The sequence below is a fragment of the Gemmatimonadaceae bacterium genome (assembly GCA_020852815.1).
Lineage (GTDB): Bacteria > Gemmatimonadota > Gemmatimonadetes > Gemmatimonadales > Gemmatimonadaceae > SCN-70-22.
In genome coordinates, this window is sequence record JADZAN010000014.1 from 78521 (window position 1) to 103129 (window position 24609).

Genomic DNA, 24609 nt, shown 5'->3' on the forward strand with positions numbered 1-24609 from the left:
AACGGGCGAGCCGGTGAGGGCTCGCCCGTGGCGAAGAGCTTCGTGCGTGTGGGTCAGGCGGCGAAGCTGGAGAGGGCGCGCCCGACATCGCCTTCGCGAAGGCGCTTGAGGGCACGGTCACGCAGCTGGCGCACGCGCTCGCGGGTGACGCCGAGCATGGAGCCGATTTCCTCGAGCGTGTGCTCGCGTCCGCCCTCGAGCCCGAAGTAGAGACGCAGGACCTTCGCGTCGCGCGGCGGGAGGGTGGAGAGGGCAAGCTCGATTTCGTCGGTGAGGAAGCGGTTCATCGCTTCCTCTTCCGTGTCGGGCATCTCATCGGCGACGAAGCGCTCGATGAGGGCGCGATCGCCTTCGGGATCCATCGGCGCGTCGAGACGCACATCGCCAGTGTTGAGCGCGGCGAGCGACTGCACGACATCGACCGACAGGCCGGTGAGCTGCGAGAGTTCTTCTGGCGTGGGTTCGCGGCGGAGCTTCTGGCGGAGGATCTCGGAGGCCTTGATGATGCGCGAGAGGTCGGCGGTCCGGTTGAGCGGAACGCGCACGGTGCGTCCCTGGCGCGCGAGCGACGACAGGATGGCCTGGCGAATCCACCAGACGGCGTACGAGATGAACTTCACGCCCTGGTCCGGATCGAACTTCCGGGCAGCGGTGAGGAGCCCGACGTTCCCTTCACCGATGAGGTCGATGAGCGGGAGGCCGCGGTTCTGGTACTTCTTCGCGACGGAGATGACGAAGCGAAGGTTGCGCTTGACGAGTTCCTGCAGGGCATCCTGGTCGCCCGCGCGGATCTTGCGGGCGAGTTCGATCTCCTCCGCCGCCTTGAGCAGCGGGTAGGTGCTCACCTCGTAGAGGTACTGGTCGAGAATGTCGCGCTCCGGCTCGCTGGGGGCGATCCCCTGCGGGGTCGTCCGGCGGCGGCGGCGCTTGACGTCAGTCATTGAAGAAAGTCCTCGGGGACTTGGCGTTTATGAAAAATCGCGCGGCGCGAAGTCGCTGCCGTGCGGAGAACATCGTGAAGGACCGACGCCGACCACTCGTACGATCGAAAGGCCTCTTGCCACCCCAGTTTCGTCACTGCGCGCACGTGTTCCGACTTGCATCATTCACGGCTGCCGGACGTCGGCGCGTGAGGCTAACACAGGAGTGGAAAAAGTCGCTGCAAAATACGGATCGATGGCGAATTCGCCAGAGTGGATTTCTTGACATCACTACTACTCCCGGATACACTTCCCGGTTCCTGAAAGCAGGGCTGGCTAGCACGCAAGCGCGGGTATGGCGAGTCTGCGAACGGGGGCGTAGCTCAGTTGGGAGAGCGCTTGAATGGCATTCAAGAGGTCAGGGGTTCGATTCCCCTCGCCTCCATGGTCGAAGCAGCGAGACGTCTCGACCTGGAATGGCACGACGATCAACGTTCGTCAGCATTGGTTGCAGCTCACGAAGGCGGACGTCGGCCAGTGGTTCGGAACGGATGCGCAGTGATCGGGCAGTGATCGGTTGGTCTGCGTCGTCGACGCGAAGGGTTGCCAGAGACCGGCCGTACGTGGGGTTCGCGGGAATAGCTCAGTTGGTAGAGCACAACCTTGCCAAGGTTGGGGTCGCGGGTTCGAGTCCCGTTTCCCGCTTCTCAGCGCAACGCCAGCACGTGAAGGGGCATTAGGAGCAGTAACGTGCGAGGCCGGTGAAATGTTGCCGGTGGCATGCGGTGAATCGGGCGGTTAGCTCAGTTGGTTAGAGCGCCACGTTGACATCGTGGAGGTCACAAGTTCGAGTCTTGTACCGCCCATACGCCTCCGGCCGCGCCGGGGGCGTTGGTTTTTCCTGGGACGGGCTTTCGGTGGCGCGCGGGGGGAGGTGGCGCGCGGGAGTTCACACTCACCCGTCGATCATCCAAGTACGCTGTGAGCATTCGCTCGGAGTGTCACTTGACGGCCTACAGGGGGGTGTCTACCTTCCGCGTTCTTCCGCCGGGCCGAGGCTTGGAACGGTTGGAAAGCCGCAGGCGATGGTGTTGTAAGCGCTGATGGTGAGCGCCCTTAGCTCAATTGGATAGAGCATCTGACTACGGATCAGAAGGTTGGGAGTTCGAGTCTCTCAGGGCGCATACATCACCCGGCAGGAATGGGCAGTCCGGCAGTATTCGGGGCGTAGCGTAGCCCGGTAGCGCGCCTGCTTCGGGAGCAGGAGGTCGCTGGTTCAAATCCAGTCGCCCCGACTAGTACCGCAGACAACTCAAGCGCCCGGTTCCGACTCGGAACCGGGCGCTTCTGCATTCCACTCCCAGCCCAGACTGGTGCAAACCCGCTCAGCCCCGCCCAGCGGGCTCGCGTCCCCTACCCCGCCACCACGGGCACCGGCGGGTCCACCGGCACGGCGAGCGGCGTTCGGGTGGGTCCGCTGACCGCGCTCAAGATCGCCTCGGCCACCTCGTCCAGCGCACGCACCTCACACGCCGCCTCCATCTCGATCGCTGCGCGCGGCATGCCGAACACGACCGACGTTGCCTCATCCTGGGCGATGGTCCAGGCACCGGCGCCACGCATGGACAGCATCCCCCTCGCGCCATCTTCGCCCATCCCGGTGAGGATGGCGCCAACCGCGTTGCGCCCGGCGGCCTTGGCCACGGACTGGAACATCACGTCGACGGCGGGGCGCTGGTGGTGCACGAGCGGGCCGTCCTTGACGCGCGCGATCCACTGCGCGCCGCTGCGCTGCACCAGCAAGTGATAGTTGCCGGGCGCGATGAGGGCGAGACCCGGCGTGATGACCTCACCGTCGCGCGCCTCGCGCACGGTGACGGCGCACTGCTGGTCGAGTCGGTTGGCAAACGACGCCGTGAATCCGGCGGGCATGTGCTGCGTGATCACGGTGCCCGGGGCGTTGGCGGGAAAGCGCCGCAGCACATGCTCGATGGCTCCGGTGCCGCCGGTGGAGGCGCCGATGGCAATGAGGCGATCGGTGGTGCGGAGCTGTCCGATCTGCGCCACGGGGGGTTGGCTGCGCACAGCAACGGGCTCGCGCCGGGTGAGCCTGGCGCGCGAGGCGGCGCGCACGGCGGCCACGAGATGGCGCTCGACGTCGGGCACGGAATACTGCGTTCCGGGTTTCGGCACCACGTCGACGGCGCCGAGGGCGAGCGCGCGCACCGCCGCTTCGGAGTGTTTGGGGGTGAGGGAGGAGACGATGATGACCGGGAGGGGATAGTGCTGCATGAGGCGCTCGAGGAACGAGAGCCCATCCATGCGCGGCATCTCGACGTCGAGGGTGACGACGTCGGGGCGCAGCGCGATGATCTTGTCGCGCGCCACGTAGGGATCGATGGCGGTCCCGACGACCTCGATGTCGGGGTATCGCGACAGCCCTTCGCTCAGCGCCTTCCGGACAACGGCGGAGTCATCGACGACGAGGACACGAATCGGCATGTGCCAGTGGGGAGTCGAGCGCGGTCGCCAGCGGGCGCCCGGGTACGGTGCGTCAATGCGGAGTGATCGGGGCGGCGGGTGCTCAGTGCGCGGGGAGCATGACGAGTCCGACGTCGGCGCGCCCGCCTTCGACGTCGAGCCGAACGCGCGCGGTAACGGATCCGAGGACGTCGACGGCATCGTCCCACGAGCGGTACGGCTGCGGAACGCCAAGGGCGAAGACGGCGGCGGGGCCGACGATGCGCGGGAGGACGTTTCCGCAGATGACGTTGGCGGTCTCGCCGAGCGCGTCCTGCTGGTCGCCGCCGGCGACCGTTTCGTCGAGGCCCAGCATGTTGCCCGCGAGTTCGGCGAGGATCCCTCCCGACAGTTGCAAGATCACGCCGCCGTGTGCGGGGCCGCTGAAGGCGACGGCCACGATCCCGTCCACCGCGTCGGCGGGGACGTGGTCGGCCACGCCCGGCTCGGCGAGGAGATAGCCGAGTCGCTCGAAGGTCTCTCCGGCGGCTTCCGCGAGCTGTGAGGCGAGGGTGGAGGCGATGATCTCAGGCATCGGCCACTCCCAGCACGCGGAGGACGGTGGTGCGCACCTGCTCGGGGGTGAACGGTTTGTGGATGAAGGAGGCGCCGCGCGCCTTGAGGGCGGCGATGCGCGTCTCGGAGCCCTCGGTGGAGACGACGACGATGGCGACACCGGCCAGTCGTGCATCGGCGCGGACCTGGTCGATGAGCTGCTCGCCGTTCATGACCGGCATGTTGATGTCGACCAGGGCGAGGTCGACCTCGTGCGCGGCGAGCGTGGCGAGCGCCTCGGCGCCGTTTCCCGCCTGGTAGACGCTGGTGAGCGGGAGGCCCGACAGGCGCAACGTGCGAATCAGCATCGACCGCATGACGGCGCTATCGTCGACCACCAGGACATTGATTGCCATTGGACTCGTTCCTCGATGCTTTCAGAGCGTGGCTTCGCGGCCGTTGGTCTTGACGAGGACTTCCCCCGTCGCGACCTGGAGGAAGACCGTGCGCGACAGGCGCAGTCCCCCGACATCCTCGGCGCGCAGGATCACGCCGTTCTTCCACAACAGCTTCTTGAGCGTGAGCACGTTGCGCTTTCCCACCTGGAAGGCGTCGAGCTGCTCGCCGTCGGTTGTCGACGCGCCGCCCACGACCTTCACCACGAGGCGCTCCTTGTGGGCGCCGGCGCGATAGGCGGCGCGAAAGAGCTCGGGGACGCCGGTGTCGACGAACATGCAGGGGTTGCGTTGTGCCTTCTGCGGGTCGATGTCGGACGAGGGGAGCATCACGTGCAGGAGCCCGGCCACGCCGGCAATGGGGTCGTGCACGCAGACGCCCAGGCAGCTGCCTAACGCATACGTCACGAGGCGCTCGCCACCCGACGCCGAGATGGCCATCTCGGCGATGCCGATCACGCGGTCTGCCGTGCTTTCCGTCGTTTGCATCATCCGCTACCGGCGATAGGTGGCGGGTTGGACATAGGCAAGCCCGTGCCGCAGCCCGCTGAGGCTCTCGGAGTGCCCGACGAGCAGGTAGCCGCCCGGCGCGAGGAGCGCGGCGTAGCGCGAGACGAGTTGCTCCTGGGTGGCCTTGTCGAAGTAGATCATGACGTTGCGGCAGAGGATCACGTCGAACGGCCCGCGCATGGGCCAGTCGCCCATGAGGTTGAGGCGGGCGCACTGCACCAGCTCGCGCGTCGCGGCTGTCACGCGCACGCGGTCGTGCGCGCCGGCGACGGGCTCGAAGTGCCGTTGGCGCAGCGCGGGCGGGACGTCGTCGAGCTGGTCGGCGTCGTAGACGGCGGCTCGCGCCTTCTCGAGGACGCGCGAGGAGATGTCGGTGGCGAGGATGCGCACGCGCGACGCCGCCGCCCCCAGCGACTCGCGCGCCACCATGGCGAGCGAGTACGGCTCCTCGCCGCTGGAGCAGCCGGCGCTCCACAACCGGATCTCGCCGCGCGCGCGCTCCAACGACGGAAAGACAACCTCCTGGAGGAGTCGGAAGTGATCGGCCTCGCGGAAGAACGACGTCTTGTTGGTGGTCAGGACGTCGACCATCTCGGCGAGTTCGGTGCGCGAGGCATCGCGGTCGACGAGGTCGAGGTAGTCGCTGACGCTGGCAACGCCGAGGATGCGCATGCGCTTGGCGAGTCGCGAGCGCACGAGGCTTTCCTTGCCGGGGGGGAGCTGGATCCCGGAGATGCGCGTGACGAGTTCCCCGACGCGCCGGAACTGCGCGTCGGAGAGTTCGATGCCGCCGATCGTCCCGAGGACGGGGGGAGTCATGCCGAGGCGGGCGTCCGCGCGTCGTCGGTGGGCACCACCTGCACGGCATCGGCTTCGGAGGCGCTGAGGACGCGATCGATGTCGAGGAGGAGGCGTACGCGTCCCTCGCTCTTGGCGAGTCCCAGCAGGTACTCGGTGTTGACCTCGACGCCGAACGACGGCGTGGGCTCGATGTCGCCCTCGGCGATGTTGAGGACTTCGGAGACCTTGTCGACGACGACGCCGAGCTGGATGCCGCGCACCTGCACCACGATGATGCACGTCTCCTCGGCGCCATCCTGCCTCATGCCGAAGCGCTCGCGCAGGTCGATGATCGGGATGACCTTGCCGCGCAGGTTGATGACGCCGCGGACAAACGTCGGCGTGCGGGGAACGCGGGTGATGGGGAGCATCCCGATGATCTCATGGACCTTGAGGATCTCCACGCCGTACTCCTCGCTGGCGAGGTAGAACGTGAGGTACTTGCCGGCGCGCGCGAGGCGGGGGATGGTCGGGGTGGCGGTCGCGGTGGACATGAACATGCTCCTGGCGGTCAGGCGACCGCGCGTGCGATGCTGTGGAGGTGCTCGTCCGCCTCGCCGAAGCGGGCGAGCGTGAGGAGTTCGTTGACGTCGAGGATGAGGCCGACGCGCCCGTCGCCGAGGATCGCGCCGCCGGAGATCGCGCTCACCCGCCCGATCCCGTTGCCGAGCGACTTGGCGACGACCTGCTGCTGGCCGAGCAGCTCGTCGACCAGCAGGGCGGTCCGCTGCGTCCCGTCACCGACGACCATGAGGAGCGCCGCAGTGGGATCCTCGACGGCATCCTGCACGCCAAAGACGCGGTGCAGGCGGACGAGCGGCATGACCTGGTCGCGCAGCATGACCGTCTCGCCCTTGCCCGCCACGGTTGAGAGCGCGGTGCGGGGCGGGCGGAACGACAGGTGGATGTTGATGGTGGGGACGATATACCGTTCGCTCCCCACGCGGACCAGCATGCCGTCGGTGATGGCGAGCGTGAGGGGGAGGCGCACGATGAAGGTTGTTCCCTGCCCCGCACGCGACTGGATTTCGACGCGCCCGCGGAGCGCCTCGATGTTGCGCCGCACCACGTCCATCCCGACGCCACGACCGGAGACGTCGGTGACCGTCTCGGCCGTGGAGAAGCCGGGGGCGAAGATGAGGTCGTGGACGTCCTTGTCGCTGAGCCCCTCGGCCGAGGCGATGAGCCCCTGCTGCATCGCCTTGCGGACGATCCGGTCGCGATCGAGCCCGCGTCCGTCATCGCTCATCTCGACCACCACGTTTCCCGAGGCGTGGTAGGCGGAGAGCCGGACACGGCCAACCTCCGGCTTGCCGGCGGCGCGGCGCTCGTCGGTGGGCTCGATCCCGTGATCGACGGAGTTGCGCACCATGTGCACCAGCGGATCGCCGAGGAAGTCGACCATATTGCGGTCGATCTCGGTGTCCTCGCCCTCGGCGACGAACTCGACGCGCTTGCCCGAGCGCGACGCCAGGTCGCGCACGAGGCGCGCGACCTTCTGGAAGGGCCCCTTGAGCGGGACCATGCGCATCGCCATGGAGAGGTCTTGCAGCTCGCGGACGATCTTCTCGGCGTGGGAGATCTTGCGATTGAGGTCGAGGTGCCCGCCTTGCCGCACGATCGGGTCCTGCGAGATCATCGACTCGGCGATGACGAGCTCCCCCACCATCTCGATGAGGCGATCGAGGCGCTCGGTGCGAACGCGCACCGTCGGCTCGGCGGCGGCACCGGCGCGACGATGGCCGCCCGCGACCGAGGCTCCGCCACCAACTCCGGGCAGCGTGTCTCGCGGCGCGGCCGACTCGTCAGGCAGCGAACCGGCGTCGGCGCGCGCAGCGGTCGCGCGCGCGACGGAGGCGGCGCCACCGCGCTCGGAGATGCCGTTGGTCTCCGGGTCGCGCACGACGTCCAGCAATTCGTCGTAGCCGGTGGGGATCGTCTCGCCCCGTCCCTCGACGGCGTCCTGCGTGGCGTCGAGAAGCTCGCGGATCATGTCACACGAGCGCAGGGCGAGATCGGCGTAGCCACCCACGCAGCGGATCTCGCGATCGCGCACGCGCGAGAGGATGGTCTCGGCGTGGTGCGCGAACTCGGTGACGTAGTCGAGCGAGAGGAACGCTGAGGTTCCCTTGATCGTGTGGAAGGCGCGGAAGATCGTGTTGACCGCTTCGGCGTTGTCCGGGTCGAGTTCGAGCGCCAGGAGTGCCGCTTCGGCGTGCTCGAGGAGTTCGCGGCTCTCGGCGATGAAGTCCGGGAGCAGCGAGAGGTCGGCATCGGCGGGAAGGAGTGCGGCGGCGGCGCCGGAGGCGGTCACCACTTCGGTCGCGACCGCCGTGATGGTGACCACGGTGGCCACCGGCGTGGGGACGCGCGAGCGGGTGGGAATGGGGGCGTCCTCGTCGGCGCCGAGCATCGTGGCCAGGCGGTCGCGCAAGTCGAGCCGGTTCTGCGCGGCGACCACGATTTGCTGCAGATCGTTAGCCACACGCTCGCGCGCCTCGTGCGGCGCGGCGGTCCATTGGATGAGCGCATCGCCCATGAGCGCCCGCACGCCCTCGGGGAGAGCGGGATCGTTGGCGAGGGCCACGAGGATGTCGAGGATCTCGTGGTAGTCGGCGTCGGTCGCCTCGGTCGCGATCAGGCGCGCAGCGAGGTCGTTGAGCGTGGGCGACGGCACGGCGGCAGGTTCGTGGCGAAGGACAGCACCACTGTCCGTTTGGGGAACTGGCGGGAGGACATCACGAAGTGTCGGCCGGTGTTACGTGCCTCTTGACCACGCCCTGATGAGCGCTCCCTAACGACGAAACGGCGCCATCGCATGGGGGCGATGGCGCCGGGGCGCAGTTGGGCGGGGTCGCCGACGCGAACCGCTAGGCGCTGGCCTTGGTGGCGACGATCTCGTCGGCGACCGCCTGACGCTCGGCGCGGTTCTGCGTCGAGGCATTCGGATCGTAGGTCACCGGGCCGGTGGGGAGCGACGACGCACTGTCGGGGCGCGCGCCGCCGAAGACCGCCGGGTCGAACACCTTGGCGACGTTGGCGAGGCGCGTCTCCATCTCGGTCAGCACGGCCGACGCATACGTGAGCTGCTGGCTGGTGATGTCCTGGAACTGCATGTGCCCCATGAGAGCGAACAGTTCGTCGCGCAGGGATCCGCGGATCGTGCTCGCCGCGTCGTCGGGTTCACCGTGCGTGTTCGCATACGCGTCGAGGTCATCGACCAGCGTGTTGGCGCGATCGAGGCCGTTGAGGATGTCGGTGGCCGCCGTCTCGGTGGCGCTGGACACCTCGCGCAGCTTGTCATGCGTGTGCTGGATCTTCTCGACGGCGGCGCGCTCGAGGAGGTGACGGCTCTGGCGCAGCGAGTCGAGGACGCCGAGGATCTCGGCGTAGCCGCGCGCCAGCAGGTCCGAGAGTCCGACGAGCCCGAGCGGGCTGCCGGGCGTCTGGCTCATGGCGGTGCGCAGGCGCTGCTCGACCGACGGCGCCGTCTCAGCGTCGAGTTCTCCCATCTCCTGGATGGCGGTGTCGACCAGGCGAAGCGTCGCCTCGGAGTCGTACAGGAGCTCGATGGGTTGTTTGGCGCTCATGGTCACGCTGCCGCCGCGGCGCCGCTCAGGATCGCATCGATCTTTTCCTTCAAGACCTGCGGCGTGAACGGCTTCACGATGTAGTTGTTGACCCCTGCCTGGACGGCGGCGATGATGTCTTCCTTGACGCTGCGCGTCGTGACCATGAGGATGGGAACGGCCTTGCCGTCGGCATGGGCGCGCAGGGCCCGCGTGAGGTCGAGCCCGGACATGTTAGGCATGTTCCAGTCGGTGATGACGAATCCGACCGAGGCATCGAACTTTTCGATCGCCTCGCGTCCGTCGCCGGCCTCGACGCACTCGCTGTATCCGATGCGCTGGAGCGAGTTGACGAGGATACGCCGCATCGTGGCCGAGTCGTCGACGACGAGGATCTTCATGGACCGGGTCTCCTGCGGGGAATTGTGCTAGACGTCACCGCGTTCGATGATCCGGCGCGCGACCTCGCCCACGACGGCATCGGCGTCGTAGGCGCCGTTGAGGACGCGCCGCCGCACTTCGGCGAGGCGCTGTTCCGTGCCGGGGGTGGTCGGCTCGAGCTGGGCGGCCTTGGCACGCCCCGCATCCGAGATCTCGACACGATCGAACTTCTCTACCTGTGCGGGAGTTCGCGTGTTCGCCGGGTCGATCGCGCGCCCCTGCTGATCGACCGACTGGGTCGACAGGTCGCGCGAACGATCGGGGCGAATCGGTCCCCCATTGCCGCCTTGGATCTTCATCGGCATCCTCCTTGACTTTTGGTATCGGCCGTGGTGGGACGGAACTTAATGCGCAATGCGTGCCACGTCGCCGGCGAACCACCGCTGATGCGCGGCGCTCGGTTGCGCCGCCAGTAGTCAGAGCCGTTCGTCGACGGTTGGCGGTGGCGCCGGCTCGGCGACGGCATCCAGCGCGGCGTGCGCACCGTTGACCGCACGCGCCTCGCGCTGGCGGCGCAGGAGTTCCTGCACGACGCCGCTCCCCAGGACGGGAGCGACACCGGTTCCCTGCAGCAAGGGCGGGGCCACGCGGTGCAGCTCGGCCACCGCGGCACTAATCAACTCCTGCACCTCGGCGCTTGGCGGCTCGACATCGTTGGAGCTCGCCGCCGCGGCGCCGGGCGTTTCCGTCAGCTGCGCCTGCAGGGCGCCCAGCACCTCGGCCAGGAGCGCGGTGTCGCGGTGCGAGCGCGGCTCGAACGGGGATTCCCAGCGTGGAGGCATGGCGCGACTCGCCGCCTAACGGGTGCGGTCGAGATGCGAACGCCCGGCGCCATTGCCGCGACCGGCGACGGATGCATAGGCGTGGCGCGCAGCAGAGTCGTGGCGCAGGCGGTCGAGCTGCTCGCCGATGACGAGGCGCGCCGCGTGCGCCTTGCGCGCCAACTCGCCGTTGACGCGCTCCGCCTGCGCCGCCGCGGCGCGGATGGGGCGCAGCGCAGCATCGAGGGCGTCGCGCGTGGATCGGGAGGTGGCGTTGCGCCGTGTGTCGCCGAGCGACGTGGCCAACTGCGTCGTGCGCGGCGCGAGCAGCTCACGCGCGTCGAGGGCGGCAAGGAGCGCGGCCTCGTCCCCCGAATCCACAGACTGGATGGCCGTGGCCGTGAGGGCGGTGAATCGCTCGAGGAGCTGCAAGAGCTCGGCCGCTCCCGGCACGGCAGGAGGCATGGCGCTTATCCGGCGGCGACGGCGTTGGGCGACTCAGCGGCGGCGCGGGCCACCTGCGAGAAGGCGTCGTGCAGCTCGCCGGCGAGGGCGATGATGGCGTCGAGCCGCGACGCATCGGGCTTGACGCCCACCACCGAGAGCTCGGCGAGCATGAAGGTGTAGATCGCCTGCAGCCTGGCGGCGAGGTCGCCCCCCTTCTGGTGATCGAGGGTGACGAGGAGCTCGGTGAGCGCAGCGCGCGCGCGCTCCAGCGAGTCGGAGCGCGGCGCGGCGTCGGCGTCTGCCAGCTGCAAGCGTGCGCGGCGCAGGTTGATGAGCAGGTGCTCGTAGACGATGACGACCAGTTGCGCGGGCGAGGCGGAGAGAACCTCCGCCTCGCGGTATCGCGCGGCCTGCTTGGCAAATGCGCCGTACGACATGCAGCCTCACGTCCAGCGTGCGAGTGATGGACCTCGTGCGGACGGCCCGTGGCGGCCGCAGGTCAGTCGCTCGATGAACTCAGGGAGTTGAGCAAGTTCGTGAGCGAGGAGCCCTGCGACTGGATCCTGCTGATCGCCGTCTCCATTGCCGTGAACTGCGCGATGAGTGCGGTGCGGCGGCGGTCGATCTGCTGCTGGACAGTATCGGCACGAGTGGTCAGGTCGTTGATCGACTTCTCCAACGCCTGCTGCTGGTCGTAGATCGTTCCGTCCGGGCGGGCGAAGATGTCGGAGACGTTGTACAGCATCCCCCCCACCCCGAGGGTGAAGGCGACGTTTCCGATGGCGCCGGTTGCTGTTCCCGTGTAGGCGACGGAGAGCCCATCGAGCGGGTCGCCAACCAGGGGAGGCGCGGCGGTCAGGATCTGCCCGCTCCCCGTGGCGGCCACGCCCCCGATGGTCCCGGCGACATCGGTCCCGGCGAACGACTGTGCCGCGATGCCGAGCTGCGCGCTACCATCGGCGCCACCGCCGGCGTAGGCCACGGTGAAGGTCGAGCCGCTCCCGTAGCGCGTGCCGGAGAGGACCAGGTCATTGCCGCTCTTGGACGCCGTGATCGCCATCTTCGACGTGGCGAACAGGGAGTTGAGGCGCGTGACGATCGAGTCGATCGTATCGCCGTTGGTGAGCGAGATGCTCCCCGACGTCCCGCTCACGGCATCGGTGATGGTGAGCGAATCGGCGGTGGCGTCGTCGACGTAGGTTCCCGAGAAGCCGGTCCCGGTGACGGTGGGGACAGTGGCCGCGGCGGTGATGTCGACGGCGTAGGAGCCAGGGACGGTCTTGGCTGTCGACGTGTAGTACGTGAGCGCCGAGTTCGTGCTAGTTCCCGAGGTGGCAAACAGATTGACGACGTCGGTGAAGTTGCTCGAGAGCGAAGCCTTGAAGCTGGTTTCGTCGAGTTTGAGCGTCCCGTCCGACTGCAGGGCGAGCCCGGCCGAGCCGGCGCGGACGAAGTTTCCGCTGAGCCCCGAGACGTTGGAGAGGAGTTGCGACGTGAGCGTGGCGATGGTCGAGCGCAGCGTCGCGCTCCCCTTGAGCGGCTGCCCGTCCTTCTGCTGGTCGGTGCGGAACTTGACCAGCGCGTTGTAGGCATCGGCGACCGCCTTGACCTTGGTGGCCAGGGCGTCGGCGTCGCGCGCCACGTTGACGGAGACGGTGGTCCCGACCTCCGCCTGCTGCAGGTTGAGCGTGACGCCGTTGAGCGCGTCGCTGATGGTGTTGGTCGCGCGCTTCACGACTACACCGTCGACGCGAATGGCCGCATCGGAGCCGGTGACGACCTCGCGCTGGCGTCCGACGGTGCTGACGAGCTGCCGCCCGAGGGGGACGGTGCTCCCGTCAGATGCACGCGTCGCCGAGAGCGAGAGCGCGAGCTGCGAATCGCCGGCCCCACTGTCGGCAAGGACAATCTTCCCGCCGCTGAGGGTGGCCGTGGCCGTGCGCGAGCCGGCGCCAAAGCCGCTGGTGGCGTCGTTGATCTTGTCGAGGACAGTCTGGAGCGTGTCGCTGGCGCCAACGGTGAAGGAGAGGGAGACGGTGCTTCCGTCGCCGCGCTGCCCCTGCACGTTGAAGGTGTCGCCGGCGACCAGGCCCAGGGCATTGCCGTTGACGCTGAGCCCGGACAGGAGGGTAGACGCCGTGGCGGTGGCGCCCGAGCCGTCGCTGTACGCGTTCTCGCTGGTGACGTCCTGCTTGATCCCGCTGCGCCCATTCTTCACGAAGCCGAGCACCTCGAGGGTGCGCTGGCCATCGACGGAGGAGGCGCTGACCGTGTCGCTGGTGACGAGGCGGTAGGCGGACTTCCCGTTCACCGTCTCGCTGGTGACCGTCGCGTTGCCCCCGGCAGCCGCAATCTTGGCGGCGATGGAGGAGAGCGAGTCGACGGTGAGGTCGACGGAGATGGTGCGACCGCCGACGGTGATGGTGCTGGGCGGGGGCATGGTGACCCCCATCATGGCGGCGATGGCCGCCGTGGTGGACGACACCTTGCTCGACTGGACGCCGCCGTCGGCGGCCACGTTGAGCGACTTGGTGCCGTCGACGACGCCGAGGGACTGGAGCGTCCCCGCCGCATCGTCGGTGAGCTCGATCCCCGACGCGCCAGTGGTGTCGGCGGTGAGGACGAGGCGGTGCTGCGTGGACCCTGTGCTGAGGACCGACGCGGTGACGCCCGATGGCGAGTTCCCCGCGTTGAGGGCGTTGATCTTGTCGCGAACGTTGCTGAGGGTGTCGGACGCGACGACCGTGACCTTCTGGCCGTTGACGGCAAACTCCCCGGTAAGCCCGAGCGCGGTGGTGGCGCTCGAGACGACGTTCCCCGACAGCTTGTTGGCGCGGGCCACGTCGAGCACCTCGACGGCAAAGTTGCCGGGAGTTGCACCTGACGACGCGCTCGCGGTGAGCAGCGTGCGTCCGCTGGTGGCACTGGTGCCGCCCGTCACCTGGAACGCGCCGAAGCTGGCGCTGTCGCGCAGCGCGTTAGAGGCGTCGCGGAACTTGAGCGCAAGCGTCTGGTAGCTGGTCCAGGCGTCGGTGCGCTTCTGGGCCAGCGTCTTCTTCGTGGTGATGGGGTCGAGCTTGCGCTGCGTCTCGATGGAGATCAGCTGATCGACCAGATCGCGCCACTGAACGCCGCTTGCAAGTCCGGTTATGCTGCTGATGGAGTCGGCCATGGGGTCCCTGCCCTCTTTGCGCGAAGGCCCGGGACCGGCATCGTCGCCGGCCCCGGGATCCTACGCTCGTCTCGCTAGGCTACCCTGCCCTCTGCGGTTACCCGCGGAGGAGAGAGAGAATGCTCTGACCAGCCGCGTTGGCCTGGGCCAGCATTGCCGTGCCCGCCTGCGAGAGCACCTGGTTCTTGGTGAACGTCGTCATCTCCGAGGCCATGTCGAGGTCACGAATCGTGGACTCGGCCGCACTGAAGTTCTGGATCGTGGTGCGGACGTTCTCCGTGGCAACTTCGATACGGCTCTGGAGCGAACCGATCACGCCGAGGGCCGTGTTCACCGAGGTGATGGCCTGGTCGATCTGGCTCATCGCCGACTGCGCGTTGGCCAGGGTGGTCGGGTCGGTCGTGACGGTCAGGGACGTCGACGACAGGTTGAGCTGCGAACCAGTGATCGTGATCGCGTCGTTGCCGCTGTACTGCCCGGACGAGGAGACGAGGAACGTGCCCGTACCGGCGCCGACGGTGATGTTGCCGGCCAAGGTGGCCGCACCGACGGTCTGGTTCGTCTCGAGGGTGACGCCGAGCGACGAGAAGTTCAGCGTCTGCTTGGTGCCAGCGGTGACGCCGAGGGTCTGCGAAACCGAACCGTTCGTCAGGGTGACGATGCTCGAGCCCGACGACAGCGTGAGCGCGCCCGTGCTGGCACCCGTCAGCTTGATGTCGTAGACGCCGGTGGTGGTGGCCAGGGCGGTGGACGAGGTGTTGACCGTCGCGCCGAAGGCACCGTTGAGCAGCGTGTTGCCCTGGAACTTGACCGTCGAGACCGTACGGTCGATTTCGTTGCGAAGCGCCTGGTACTCCGACGTGATGCGTGCACGTCCGGCCGAGTCGACGCTGTCAGACGCCGCCTGCGACGCGAGTTCCTTCATGCGCTCCAGCATCTTCTGCACCGTGCCGGCCGCACCTTCGGCGATGTTCAGCACCGAGTTGGCCTGCTCCGAGTTGCGCGCTGCCTGCCCGAGCGAGCGAATGTCCGCACGAAGGACGTTCGCGATCCCGAGGCCGGCCGCGTCGTCAGCCGCGCGGGTGATACGGAAGCCCGACGACAACTTCGCCATCGACTTCGAGACATCCTCGTTGACGCGAGTGAGGTTGCCCTGGGCGCGCAGTGCGCTGACGTTCGTGTTGATACGCATCGTTCCTGCTCCTTGGTCTTGAAGTAGGGGAATCCGTTCCCCTCCGGGGTTCCGGCGGTGTGCCGTCCCTCCAAGACCGTGTATCGGAGGATTGGGCGAGGGACTTTAGGAATCAGCGAAGAAACTTGGAAAGGCAGACGGGAGACGGGGGACGGGGGACGGGAGTGCGAACGGCGCCCGGGGGCGCCGTTCGCGGGGGGGGTGCGCCAAGTCACACGTTTGGGGCCGACGCCGGCGCGCGCAGCGCAGCGAAGCGCGCCGGCACTCCCGTCTCCCGTCTCCCGTCTCCCGTCCCCCGTCCGCCCTACGCCGCCGCCAGCGCCGGCGCCTCCGGATGCCGGAACAGCACGTTGAAGACATAGTCGGTCTGCGGCGTCTCCTCCGGCTGCAATCGCTGGATGTACGACTGCCCGGGCTGGAAGAGGTAGGTCTCGTAGCCGAGTTCCGTCATCAGCGCGCGGACGTGGCGCTCGCTGGCCCCCATGGACTCCAGGCCGTAGCGGTTGATCTCGGCGATGATGAAGGGGATGCGGGCGCGGCGCAGGAGGTCGCGCGCACCGACCAGGATCGCGAACTCCGCCCCCTCGGCGTCGATCTTGATCGCCTTGAGCGTGCGCATGTCGCGTCCCTCGAAGAAGGTATCGAGCGAGGTGACGAACACTTTGCGGCTGACGGGAGCCTTGCGCGTCTGCTCGTTGAACGGATGGCGCCCCACTTCCCACAGGGCGTGCCCGCCGTCGTTGTCGGCGTTCACGAAGAACTCGGCGATCGACGGGGACGCCCCAACCGCCCAGTGCAGGGGGCGGACGTGGGTGGCGCCGTTCAGATCGATGTGCTCCAGGAGGTGCGCGTAGTTGGCCGGCTCCGGCTCGAACGAGAAGACCGCGCCGGTAGGTCCCACGAGCTGCGCCGCCAGCATCGAGAAGTAGCCCACGTGGGCTCCGATGTCGATGAAGGTGTCGCCCGGCTGGAGGATCGACCCCACGAAGTTCGAGGTCTCGGACTCGTAGAGGCGTCCGGCCGTGAGGTCGTTGAGCATGAAGCGCTGGCTCATGCGCGTCGCGTCGAGCAGGAGGCGCAGCTGGCGGGCACCGTTGCCGGTGTTGAGCGAGATGGTGAGTTCTTGTCTCATGAGGGCGGAGGACGAGAGGACGAGAGGCCTGCCCCAGCGAAGGCTGGAGACGAGAGGCCTGCCCCAGCGAAGGCTGGGGACGAGGAACCTGCGCCAGCGAAGGATGGGGACGAGGGAGGGTGCGGCTTTCCTAGACGTCGGGGAAAGCGGTGGCGGCGGGGGGCGGTGGGACTTCGACGAGCCAGGTGAGCCAGGGCGGGTCGAGGAGGGTGCTGTAGACGGCGAGTTCGCGCGCGGCGAAGAACTCATCCACGGCCGACTTCACGCCGAAGTCGCCGGCGGGGAAGTTGCCGTCGATGTAGTCGTGTCCGGCGACGATCCCACCGGGGCGCACCTTGGGATACCACGCCGCGAGGTCCTCCAGCACCGACGGGTAGTCGTGGCGCGCGTCGATATAGACGAAGTCGAGCGAATAGTCGGGGATGCGCGGTGCCGCCTCGATCGAGGTCATGCGCCAGATGGAACTCCGGCCGGCGAACGGCGCCAGGCGCTGGCGCGTGACGTCGTAGAACGAGTCGTGCACCGTCTGCTGCACGTTGGCAATGTCGATGTAGTTCTCCGGGGCGTCCTCCCGCCACGGATCGACGGAGATCAGGTGTCGCCCGCGCCAGTACTTGAGGAGCACCTCCGAGTACTCGCCCTTCTGGACGCCGATCTCCACGCCACAGCCGAACAGCCGACGCTCGTTGAGGAGGATCGGGAGTTCGACCCGCGTGGGGACGAAGGCCAGCGTGGAGCGATAGCTGTCGCGGATGTCGATGATGGTGGGCATGGAAGGGCGGACGGGGGACGGGAGACGGGAGAGAGGCGGCGCGCGGCGACGTCTCGTTAGGCGAGGAGGGGGCGGATGGTGGCGAGGAACTCCTCCACCTGGCGCTGCCAGCTCATGCCGGCCATGGCTGCGGCGCCGCGCGTAGCCATGGCCTGCACGGCTGCGCGATCGGTGTAGACCTGCTCAAGGGCGGCCACCATCTCCTCGACGTCGCTCTCGCCCCACCCTTCCACCTCGCGGTAGAAGCGCGTGGGCTTGCGCACGGCGTGCTGGCGGGTCAGCGGGAGGCACCCGCGCGTCGCGACCAGGTCGCGGTGCCCGGTGTTGTCGGAGACGATCGTGGGAACGCCGGCGGCCATGCACTCCATGGCGACGAGGTTGGTCCCCCCTTCCGCGCGGTTGGCAAAGAGGGCGACATCGGCTTCGCGCACCACCTGCCCCATCAGCGCGTTAGGCGTGTGCCCCACGTCGAGCACGGCGCCGGCCGGGATCCCGTTGCGCGCCAGCCAACCGGCCACGTCGACCCGGCCGTTCACGACCGGGGGCGCCCCCGACATGTGCCCGGCAAGGTCCATGTCGGCAATGAGCTGCGGCCAGTTGTTGTGCCACGCCGTCAGGAGCAAGGCGTCGGGATGGCGCTGCTGGAAGATGCGGAAGGCGCGCGCGACGATGTCCTGCCCCTTGCGATACTCGAGCTTCCCACCCGAGAAGATCACGAAGCGTTCGGCAAGGTGCCCGCTGCGCGGCGCCGGGTGAAAGACGGTGGGGTCGATCCCCTGCAGCACGGTGGCAACGTTGGTGAGCCCGCGCGCACGCAGCAGCTGCTCGTTCCAGTGCGATCCGCAGACCACGAGGTCGAGCGCCGCGGCACGCGCCAGCGCCTCGGCGTCGAACGCCGTGTCCTCGAAGAAGACCAGGCCGATATTGCGCGTCGCCCGCACGCGGTCCCACAGCGCGCCGTGCGCGAAGTTGTTCCCCATGGCGCGCAGCATCACACCGTCGAAGGCGACAGGGTCCGGCGTACGGTTGAGCGCGGCGACGCGCTCGCTCCCCTCGCGTAGTGCCCGGTCGAGCCGGAATCGCACGAGGGGAGCGTGCGAGCTGGTGTCGGCGGCGAAGATGGCCGGGCGCGGCGCGCCGTGTCGCTCGAGCTCGAGCGCCAGGTTGGTGCCGTACACTCCCCAGCCGGTGTCGGCGCGCAGCTCCCAGTCGATTCCCAGCTGGGTGACGCGATCGGTCACGACCTCATATCGCGACGCCTCACTGCCTGACGAGTGTGCCGCGTGGTCCGGCCCCCTCTCCCCCGCCGTCGCCACCCGCCGTTCCAGCTCGGCCAGCGTCTCGGGCAAGAGCGAGACGAGGGACTGGGCGCGCGCCATCTCCTCGATCGCGTCGAGCGACGGCTCGCCCTCGTGCAGCGAGAGCGTGACGGTGACGTAGTCCAGCGACGCGAGGAATGCGAAGATTGGCTGCAGCTCGTTGGGGACGGCAGACGACCAGAGGATCACCTGCGGGCGCTGCCCTTGCGGCTGGCGGCCGATGGCGTCGGCGAGCGGCTCGGCATCGCGGCTCGACCCCAGGCGCACGGCCACACGACCACCGCCGCTAGCGCAGGCAACCGCCAACGCACCGACCACGTCGGGGGCGCACTCGGTGCGCACCACCGGCGCGCGCCGATTGGCGAGCTGCGTCACGCGCGTAACATTGGCCGTGTCGGCGTCGGCAACGACGAGCAGCGCCGGCGGAGTGGGAGCGGTCACCGCAGACAGTGCCGTCAGCCCCAACCCGGGGCGCACGTCGAGCACGACGTCCTCACTCGACAGCCAGTCGTCGAGGAAGGCGCGCACGGGAAGGTCATGCCCCCCGCCAACCAGCTCGGCCTCGTACTCCGCGAAGCGCGCCGAATCGGCGAGCAGTGCTAGTGGCAGCCACAGGTCGAAGCGCGCCCGCCCATCGGCGACGCGCGTGGCCGAGGGAAGCGTGACGACTGCGTCCACAGCAGCGCTGAGCGCTTCCGCGTCGCTCGCGGGGCGTGTTGGCTCGGCAATCGGTACGGCGGCCACGCGCTCGCGCAGCGCGCGCTCGACGTGAGCGAACACGCTTTCCCAATCGCGCGGCACGGATTGGCGATAGAGGCGCATGGTGGGATACCACGGCGAGTCGTCGCGCTCCAGCATCCACCGGAAATCGGGGACGTGCGGGAGGAGGAGCCACGTCTCCTTGCCTAACGCCCCCGCCAGGTGCGCCACCGACGTGTCGACGGTAATGACCAGATCGAGCGCATCGATGACGGCGGCGGTATCGCGGAAGTCGTTCAGGTGCGGCGCGAGGTTCACGACGCCGTCGATGGGATGCGCCGCCAGCTCGCGCTCCGCCGCCTCTCCCTTCTGCAGCGAGAAGAAGCGCGCACCCGGCGTCGCGGCCAGCGCGCGGAACGCATCGAGTGGCGCCGAGCGCAGGAAGTCGCGCGCATGCACGGGATTGCCGGCCCACACGAAGCCGACCGCCAGCTCCCCCGGCTCCACCGCGACGAGATCGCGAGCGGCGCGCGGCTCGACGGGGATGTACGGCACCCGCGCCGGAACACTGGCGAGCGTGGTGCCGAGGAGCGCGGGAAGGCTCATCAGGTTCGCATGCACATCATATGAAGGGAGTGTCACGCCACGTGCGATCACGCCGTCGACTCCGGCAACGCCGCTCAGCAGCGGGACGATCGGGTAGGGGCACTCGAGATAGACGCGCCGTGCACCCTGTGCCTTGAGCAGCCTGGCATAGCGGATGAACTGGATCGCATCGCCGATTCCCTGTTCGCTGTGCAGGAGGATGTCGCGGCCGGCAAGCGACTCGCCCTCCCACTGGGCGCCCGGATAGGTCCCATGGTCGAAGACGACCGATTGCAGCCGCTTGCGCCACTCGAATTGCTTCCATCCCCGCTCGAAGTCGCCGTGCAGGAGCCAGATGAGCGCGAGATTCCAGTTGGCGTTGCGGTTGTCAGGATCCAGGGCGAGCGACCTCTCATACAGCGCGAGTGCCTCATCGTAGCGCCCCGCCTCCATCTCGGCATTGGCGAGGAGGTTGTATGCCTCCGGATAGTTTGGGTCGATCTCGAGCGCCCGTTGCGCCAGTTCGCGCATGCGGTCGTACTCGCCGCGCGCCTCGTGAATGGCGGCGAAGTTGACCCAGACCGCGACGTTGGCGGGATCGAGCTCGGTGGCCCGCGCCATCGTCGTCACCGCCTCGTCGAGTTGCTTCTGCTCCTTGAGGACGACGGCGAGGTTGCTGATGGCATTCACGTGCGCCGGCACGAGGGCGATGGCGCGGCGGAACGAGGCGCTCGCTTCCTCCGGACGGCGGAGCCCGCGCAGCGCCAAGCCGCGGTTGGACCAGCACTCGGCGTTGGTCGGATCTATCCGGAGCGCCGCATCGTACGTCTCGAGTGCATCGGCGAAGCGGAACATCTCGACATACGAGTTGCCGAGGTTGTTGAGCCAGGCCGGCTTGGTCCCGTCGAGGGCGATCGCACGCTCAAAGGCGGGGACGGCGCGCGCATGATCGCCGCGCGTGGCGCGCATGAGACCAATGTTGTTGTGCGCCTCGCCGTAGTCGGGCTTGAGCGCGACCGCACGCTCGAGGAGTTGTTCCGCCTCGCCCTCGTCGCCGCGGGAGGCAAAGAGCGTCGCGAGGTTGTTGCAGGCTTCGGCAAAGCCCGGGTCGGCAGCAAGCGCCTTCTTGTAGAGGGCAATCGCGCCCTTCGCGTCGCCCGCGAGGTGGCGCGCGACCGCGTCGTTGAAGTGCGCCTGCGCGGCGCGATCGTTCGGTGCAGTAACAGCGGCCATGGGCCAGTGGTCCCTTCGTGTCGGTGGTGCATCGCTCGTGCGCGAGGCGCGCGCACGCGAACGCGCACGCGCATGGACACACGAATCCACGAAGAGCTTTTGCACCGAGCATGCCATGTGGCAACTCGTTGCAAGATATATACTTGACTGTTTGGGGTCCGGCGTCCGCTCCCGGGAAACCCGGCAAGGGTGACCGGGAGCGGCAGGATGTGCCGACCGCTGGCGCGCTTCGTTAGGCGCCGGCGCCCGCGAGTGACTCGGCGGGGGGCTGCTGGTCGAGGAAGAACGGCTCGCGGATCCCGTAGCCGTCGTCGGGGCGGATCGACTGGTGCGCGTGGCGGTCGCGCACGTTGAAGAGCACCGGCGCGTGCAGGTTGGCCGTGCACGGGTCGCCCGCACCCGCCGGCATCGTCACGATCGCCAGCACCAGAATGTGCTGCGGATCGTTGGTCCCAAGGCGCGCGATGTCGACGTCATCGACGTCGATGTGGTACTCGGGGAACCAGGTGAACGGGTCGGCCAGGAGAAACGAAAGGGCGCTGTATTCCGCCGATTGCAGCCAGAACAGCCCCTCGCGCGCCGCGGGGACGAGGGCGAAGGTGCGGCACTCCGGAAAACCGTACAGGCCGCCCGGGAAGCGCACGAGTTCGTTCGAGGGAATGCTGATGGGACCCAGGAGGTCCGAGGCGATCGGGAGCCGATCGTCGGTCGCGGCAGCGACGGAAGCGCTCATCTGAGGTAGTCGGCCAGGTTGAGGCTCAACACGCGGGAGGTCGCCAGCATGGCCGCCTGATAGGCGGTCTGCCGCCCCACCAGCTCCGAGACGGCCTTTTCGATGTCGACGTCTTGCAGCTGCGACTTGAACGAGCGCAGCGAGGTATCGAGGGCATCGAGGTTCGAGGTCGCGACGTCGAGCTGCTGCGATGCCGCCCCGGTTTCGCCGACAAGGACTTGCACGCCGGCGTGCGCACTGTCGAGCTGAGACAGGCTGTTCTGGATCCCCGTCTGGTCGTTGGCGCCAAGCGCGGTGGACAGTTGGTCGAGCGCGGCCAGGACGCCGGTATTGAGGAAGATCTCGGTGCCGTTGTGGTTCGTGCGCACGCTCAGCGCCGACGAGATCTCGGTGCGGCGCGTCCCGGTGGGCGCGGCCGCGGTAAAGGGGGGCGTGTTCGAGTTGAACGGCGCCACGTTCGACTGGTCGCCGCCAAACAGGTACTCGCCCTGATGCTGCGAATTGCCGAGCTGCACCACGGTCTGGAGCAGCTGGTCGATCTCGGCCTTGGCAGTGTTGCGCGTCTGGGCGTCGGCCGTGCTGCTCCCCTGCTGGAGTCCGAGTTCCTTGGCGCGCTCGAGCACCTGCGTGACAGAATCGAGGACCGTTTCCTCACGATCGAGTCGTGCGCGCGCGGAGTTGATGTTGCGCTTGTACTGGTCGATGGCACGAATCGACGACCCCGAGGCCATGATGGACGTGGCCGCCGAGGGGTCGTCAGAAGCCTTCTCGACCCGGAGTCCGTCGGTGGCCCGTTCCTGCGCCTCGTTCATCGCTTTCAGCGATCGCTGCAGCGAGATCAGCGAGTTCCGGCTCACCATATTGTTGGTAATCCGCATGCGGCGTCAGCTCGGGCGAGTGGGTTCGGGCGTGGAGGCCTGGGAGGGCCGAAGATTTCCGGGCGGAAGAAGTTGCCGACCGCGTGGTACGCGCGTCATACGGGCAGTATCGACCACCTGCGTCGATCGCTTAACGACTTCCCACGTCGAACGAAGTCCTACCCCCGCATGGCCAACATCCTGTACGTCGACGACGAACCGTCGGTCGGTCTGATTCTCGAAGACACGCTGTCGCGCGCGGGGCATCGCCCGCTGGGCGCCCGGAACGTGGTGGAAGCGCTTCAGGTGCTCGCACGGGAAAGCGTCGACCTGATCATCTCCGACTATAGGATGCCGGGGCTCACCGGGCTGGAGTTCCTCTCGCTGCTGCAGCGCGAAGGGTACGACATCCCGTTGATCATGCTCACGGGGTACGCGAGCATCGAGCACGCGGTGGCGGCCATCAAGGCCGGGGCTATCGACTACATCACCAAGCCCATTCGCACGCAGCAACTCGAGCTGGCCATCGAACAGGCGCTGGAGTTCGTACGCCTGCGGCGCGAGAACGAGTCGCTGCGTCGCGAGGTCATGGAGTTCCGCAACGAGCGACAGATCATTGGCGAGAGCGTCCAGATCCGCCGCATCCTGCAGACGGTGGCCATGGTGGCGCCCACGCGCGCCACGGTCCTGCTGCAGGGGGAGAGCGGGACGGGGAAGGAGCTATTCGCGCGGGCGATCCACGACCAGAGCGACCGTCGCGACAAGCCGTTCATCAAGCTGAATTGCGCGGCGCTCCCCGAGGGGCTCATCGAGAGCGCGCTGTTCGGACACGAGCGCGGCGCCTTCACCGGCGCGGTGAAGCGAGTCGAAGGGGCCTTCGAGCGGGCACACGGCGGGACGCTCCTTCTCGATGAAATCTCGGAGATGCGCCTCGAGCTGCAGGCCAAGCTCCTGCGCGTGCTGCAGGAGCAGGAGTTCGAGCGCGTGGGAGGGACGACGCCAATCCGGGTCGACGTGCGCGTGATTGCCACGACGAACCGCAACCTGGCCGAGTTTGCGGCGGCGGGTCACTTCCGGCAGGACCTCTACTATCGACTGAGTGTCGTCCCGATCGACATCCCCTCGCTGCGGGAGCGTCCCGACGACATCCCGATGCTGGCCTATCGCTTCGCGATGCGCACGGGGAGCGAAGTGGGGAAGGAGATCAGCGGGATTGCCCCGGATGCGCTTTCGATGCTGCAGGAGTATCCCTGGCCGGGCAACGTGCGCGAGCTGCAACACGCCGTGGAACGCGCGGTGATCCTCTCCCACGATGCCGTACTGCCGGCGCATCTCTTCGAGCACCAGCGCATGGCAACCAACGGCGTGCATCCGCTCGTGCAGCAGGCGCTCAACCGATCGGCGACTCCCGAAGGCGGCGCCGCTGTCCCGGCCAGCGCTCCCCCGGGGGGAATCATCCTCACGACGCTCAATGTGGAAGAGGCGGAGCGAGCGCTGATCCAGCGGGCGCTGGAGCTCACGCGCGGCAACAGGACCAAGACGGCCGACCTGCTCGGCATCAGCGTGCGCACATTGCGCAACAAGCTGAACGGGCCGCAGCGCGCCGGCGTGGCAGAGGGCTAGACGCCGCCACGGGGAACGCGCGCGCGCCGGCACCCGGTAGCGGCGATGGTCGTCAGGCCAGGGGAACGCTGGCAAGAGTGACCGCTGCGAGACGGCAAACTCTTCCGTCGAGGCAAGAACTGCGTTCGGAAACGTGGGGTGTGCCGAGCCTGACGAGTGCCGCGAATGAGCCATCGCCGACAACTGTAACCACCCGTTCCTGCAACGACTTACGGGCGCCCTGCCTAACGGGGCGCCCATCGTTCTTTCTCCCGACGGCGCGTGGTCCGTGCATTGCCTTAGCCACTGGTGCGGTCGTGCGACCATGCGCGACCGATGTGGCTCGAGCCGCACC

The 24609-nt window shown here is 68.1% G+C and carries 22 protein-coding genes and 5 tRNA genes; 6 read left to right on the forward strand and 21 right to left on the reverse strand.

Features of this window, described 5'->3' with window-relative positions:
* Window positions 1-53 precede the first annotated feature (53 nt).
* Complete coding sequence (locus IT359_07775) at window positions 54-941, reverse strand: RNA polymerase sigma factor RpoD/SigA (protein MCC6928874.1); 888 nt, start codon at window positions 939-941, stop codon at window positions 54-56.
* 351 nt (window positions 942-1292) lie between these two features.
* Between IT359_07775 and IT359_07780 the strand changes: the two genes are divergently transcribed.
* The 5 genes from IT359_07780 to IT359_07800 all read left to right on the forward strand — a co-directional run bounded on the left by IT359_07780 (window position 1293) and on the right by IT359_07800 (window position 2215).
* Window positions 1293-1365, forward strand: a tRNA-Ala gene (locus IT359_07780).
* 187 nt (window positions 1366-1552) lie between these two features.
* A tRNA-Gly gene (locus tag IT359_07785) sits at window positions 1553-1625 on the forward strand.
* 87 nt (window positions 1626-1712) lie between these two features.
* Window positions 1713-1786: transfer RNA gene (locus IT359_07790), tRNA-Val, on the forward strand.
* Window positions 1787-2030: 244 nt separating this feature from the next.
* A tRNA-Arg gene (locus IT359_07795) sits at window positions 2031-2104 on the forward strand.
* A gap of 37 nt (window positions 2105-2141) precedes the next feature.
* Window positions 2142-2215: transfer RNA gene (locus IT359_07800), tRNA-Pro, on the forward strand.
* A 118-nt stretch (window positions 2216-2333) separates the two neighbouring features.
* Here IT359_07800 and IT359_07805 read toward each other — a convergent pair.
* The 20 genes from IT359_07805 to flgL form a co-directional block, all read right to left on the reverse strand.
* The gene (locus IT359_07805; GenBank protein ID MCC6928875.1) at window positions 2334-3422 is read right to left on the reverse strand and encodes a chemotaxis response regulator protein-glutamate methylesterase; all 1089 of its coding nucleotides are present in this window, start codon (window positions 3420-3422) and stop codon (window positions 2334-2336) included.
* 82 nt (window positions 3423-3504) lie between these two features.
* Window positions 3505-3975 carry a chemotaxis protein CheX gene (locus IT359_07810; GenBank protein ID MCC6928876.1) on the reverse strand — a complete coding sequence of 157 codons (471 nt, stop codon included), beginning with the start codon at window positions 3973-3975 and terminating at the stop codon, window positions 3505-3507.
* Entirely contained in the window at window positions 3968-4351 is a 384-nt protein-coding gene (locus IT359_07815; protein ID MCC6928877.1) for a response regulator, read from the reverse strand. The genes IT359_07810 and IT359_07815 overlap by 8 nt, the downstream gene beginning before the upstream one ends.
* A 21-nt stretch (window positions 4352-4372) precedes the next feature.
* Window positions 4373-4882, reverse strand: a complete 510-nt coding sequence (locus IT359_07820; protein ID MCC6928878.1) for a chemotaxis protein CheD — start codon at window positions 4880-4882, stop codon at window positions 4373-4375.
* A 3-nt stretch (window positions 4883-4885) separates the two neighbouring features.
* Entirely contained in the window at window positions 4886-5719 is an 834-nt protein-coding gene (locus tag IT359_07825) for a protein-glutamate O-methyltransferase (GenBank protein MCC6928879.1), read from the reverse strand.
* A complete protein-coding gene (locus IT359_07830) occupies window positions 5716-6240 on the reverse strand; it encodes a purine-binding chemotaxis protein CheW (GenBank protein ID MCC6928880.1) in 525 nt (174 codons plus the stop codon). Before IT359_07830 ends, IT359_07825 begins: the two co-directional genes overlap by 4 nt.
* A gap of 11 nt (window positions 6241-6251) precedes the next feature.
* The gene (locus IT359_07835) at window positions 6252-8417 is read right to left on the reverse strand and encodes a chemotaxis protein CheA (GenBank protein ID MCC6928881.1); all 2166 of its coding nucleotides are present in this window, start codon (window positions 8415-8417) and stop codon (window positions 6252-6254) included.
* 193 nt (window positions 8418-8610) lie between these two features.
* On the reverse strand, window positions 8611-9330 hold the full coding sequence (locus IT359_07840) for a hypothetical protein (GenBank protein ID MCC6928882.1): 720 nt from the start codon (window positions 9328-9330) through the stop codon (window positions 8611-8613).
* A gap of 2 nt (window positions 9331-9332) precedes the next feature.
* Window positions 9333-9710, reverse strand: a complete 378-nt coding sequence (locus tag IT359_07845) for a response regulator (GenBank protein MCC6928883.1) — start codon at window positions 9708-9710, stop codon at window positions 9333-9335.
* A gap of 27 nt (window positions 9711-9737) precedes the next feature.
* Window positions 9738-10049, reverse strand: coding sequence for a flagellar biosynthesis anti-sigma factor FlgM (locus tag IT359_07850; protein MCC6928884.1), 312 nt, complete (start codon window positions 10047-10049; stop codon window positions 9738-9740).
* A 117-nt stretch (window positions 10050-10166) separates the two neighbouring features.
* Window positions 10167-10532 (reverse strand): hypothetical protein, encoded by a 366-nt coding sequence (locus IT359_07855; GenBank protein ID MCC6928885.1) that lies wholly within the window; start codon window positions 10530-10532, stop codon window positions 10167-10169.
* Between the two features lie 15 nt (window positions 10533-10547).
* Window positions 10548-10976, reverse strand: a complete 429-nt coding sequence (locus IT359_07860) for a hypothetical protein (protein MCC6928886.1) — start codon at window positions 10974-10976, stop codon at window positions 10548-10550.
* Between the two features lie 5 nt (window positions 10977-10981).
* Window positions 10982-11395 (reverse strand): flagellar export chaperone FliS, encoded by a 414-nt coding sequence (fliS, locus tag IT359_07865; GenBank protein ID MCC6928887.1) that lies wholly within the window; start codon window positions 11393-11395, stop codon window positions 10982-10984.
* A gap of 62 nt (window positions 11396-11457) precedes the next feature.
* Window positions 11458-14130, reverse strand: a complete 2673-nt coding sequence (fliD, locus tag IT359_07870) for a flagellar filament capping protein FliD (GenBank protein MCC6928888.1) — start codon at window positions 14128-14130, stop codon at window positions 11458-11460.
* Window positions 14131-14227: 97 nt separating this feature from the next.
* Window positions 14228-15322 carry a flagellin gene (locus IT359_07875; protein ID MCC6928889.1) on the reverse strand — a complete coding sequence of 365 codons (1095 nt, stop codon included), beginning with the start codon at window positions 15320-15322 and terminating at the stop codon, window positions 14228-14230.
* 304 nt (window positions 15323-15626) lie between these two features.
* Complete coding sequence (locus IT359_07880) at window positions 15627-16454, reverse strand: FkbM family methyltransferase (protein MCC6928890.1); 828 nt, start codon at window positions 16452-16454, stop codon at window positions 15627-15629.
* 130 nt (window positions 16455-16584) lie between these two features.
* A complete protein-coding gene (locus IT359_07885; GenBank protein ID MCC6928891.1) occupies window positions 16585-17226 on the reverse strand; it encodes a class I SAM-dependent methyltransferase in 642 nt (213 codons plus the stop codon).
* A gap of 56 nt (window positions 17227-17282) precedes the next feature.
* Window positions 17283-21062, reverse strand: coding sequence for a tetratricopeptide repeat protein (locus IT359_07890; GenBank protein MCC6928892.1), 3780 nt, complete (start codon window positions 21060-21062; stop codon window positions 17283-17285).
* Window positions 21063-21294: 232 nt separating this feature from the next.
* Window positions 21295-21795, reverse strand: coding sequence for a flagellar assembly protein FliW (fliW, locus tag IT359_07895; GenBank protein MCC6928893.1), 501 nt, complete (start codon window positions 21793-21795; stop codon window positions 21295-21297).
* A complete protein-coding gene (flgL, locus tag IT359_07900) occupies window positions 21792-22673 on the reverse strand; it encodes a flagellar hook-associated protein FlgL (protein ID MCC6928894.1) in 882 nt (293 codons plus the stop codon). The genes fliW and flgL overlap by 4 nt, the downstream gene beginning before the upstream one ends.
* Window positions 22674-22841: 168 nt before the next feature.
* Between flgL and IT359_07905 the strand changes: the two genes are divergently transcribed.
* Entirely contained in the window at window positions 22842-24275 is a 1434-nt protein-coding gene (locus IT359_07905) for a sigma-54-dependent Fis family transcriptional regulator (GenBank protein MCC6928895.1), read from the forward strand.
* Window positions 24276-24609 lie beyond the last annotated feature (334 nt).

Coding starts and splice junctions, on each gene's coding strand:
- IT359_07775 (MCC6928874.1), bottom strand. CDS start 941: ATGACTGACGTCAAGCGCCGCCGCCGCCGGACGACCCCGCAGGGGATC.
- IT359_07805 (MCC6928875.1), bottom strand. CDS start 3,422: ATGCCGATTCGTGTCCTCGTCGTCGATGACTCCGCCGTTGTCCGGAAG.
- IT359_07810 (MCC6928876.1), bottom strand. CDS start 3,975: ATGCCTGAGATCATCGCCTCCACCCTCGCCTCACAGCTCGCGGAAGCC.
- IT359_07815 (MCC6928877.1), bottom strand. CDS start 4,351: ATGGCAATCAATGTCCTGGTGGTCGACGATAGCGCCGTCATGCGGTCG.
- IT359_07820 (MCC6928878.1), bottom strand. CDS start 4,882: ATGATGCAAACGACGGAAAGCACGGCAGACCGCGTGATCGGCATCGCC.
- IT359_07825 (MCC6928879.1), bottom strand. CDS start 5,719: ATGACTCCCCCCGTCCTCGGGACGATCGGCGGCATCGAACTCTCCGAC.
- IT359_07830 (MCC6928880.1), bottom strand. CDS start 6,240: ATGTTCATGTCCACCGCGACCGCCACCCCGACCATCCCCCGCCTCGCG.
- IT359_07840 (MCC6928882.1), bottom strand. CDS start 9,330: ATGAGCGCCAAACAACCCATCGAGCTCCTGTACGACTCCGAGGCGACG.
- IT359_07845 (MCC6928883.1), bottom strand. CDS start 9,710: ATGAAGATCCTCGTCGTCGACGACTCGGCCACGATGCGGCGTATCCTC.
- IT359_07850 (MCC6928884.1), bottom strand. CDS start 10,049: ATGAAGATCCAAGGCGGCAATGGGGGACCGATTCGCCCCGATCGTTCG.
- IT359_07855 (MCC6928885.1), bottom strand. CDS start 10,532: ATGCCTCCACGCTGGGAATCCCCGTTCGAGCCGCGCTCGCACCGCGAC.
- IT359_07860 (MCC6928886.1), bottom strand. CDS start 10,976: ATGCCTCCTGCCGTGCCGGGAGCGGCCGAGCTCTTGCAGCTCCTCGAG.
- fliS (MCC6928887.1), bottom strand. CDS start 11,395: ATGTCGTACGGCGCATTTGCCAAGCAGGCCGCGCGATACCGCGAGGCG.
- fliD (MCC6928888.1), bottom strand. CDS start 14,130: ATGGCCGACTCCATCAGCAGCATAACCGGACTTGCAAGCGGCGTTCAG.
- IT359_07875 (MCC6928889.1), bottom strand. CDS start 15,322: ATGCGTATCAACACGAACGTCAGCGCACTGCGCGCCCAGGGCAACCTC.
- IT359_07880 (MCC6928890.1), bottom strand. CDS start 16,454: ATGAGACAAGAACTCACCATCTCGCTCAACACCGGCAACGGTGCCCGC.
- IT359_07885 (MCC6928891.1), bottom strand. CDS start 17,226: ATGCCCACCATCATCGACATCCGCGACAGCTATCGCTCCACGCTGGCC.
- IT359_07890 (MCC6928892.1), bottom strand. CDS start 21,062: ATGGCCGCTGTTACTGCACCGAACGATCGCGCCGCGCAGGCGCACTTC.
- fliW (MCC6928893.1), bottom strand. CDS start 21,795: ATGAGCGCTTCCGTCGCTGCCGCGACCGACGATCGGCTCCCGATCGCC.
- flgL (MCC6928894.1), bottom strand. CDS start 22,673: ATGCGGATTACCAACAATATGGTGAGCCGGAACTCGCTGATCTCGCTG.
- IT359_07905 (MCC6928895.1), top strand. CDS start 22,842: ATGGCCAACATCCTGTACGTCGACGACGAACCGTCGGTCGGTCTGATT.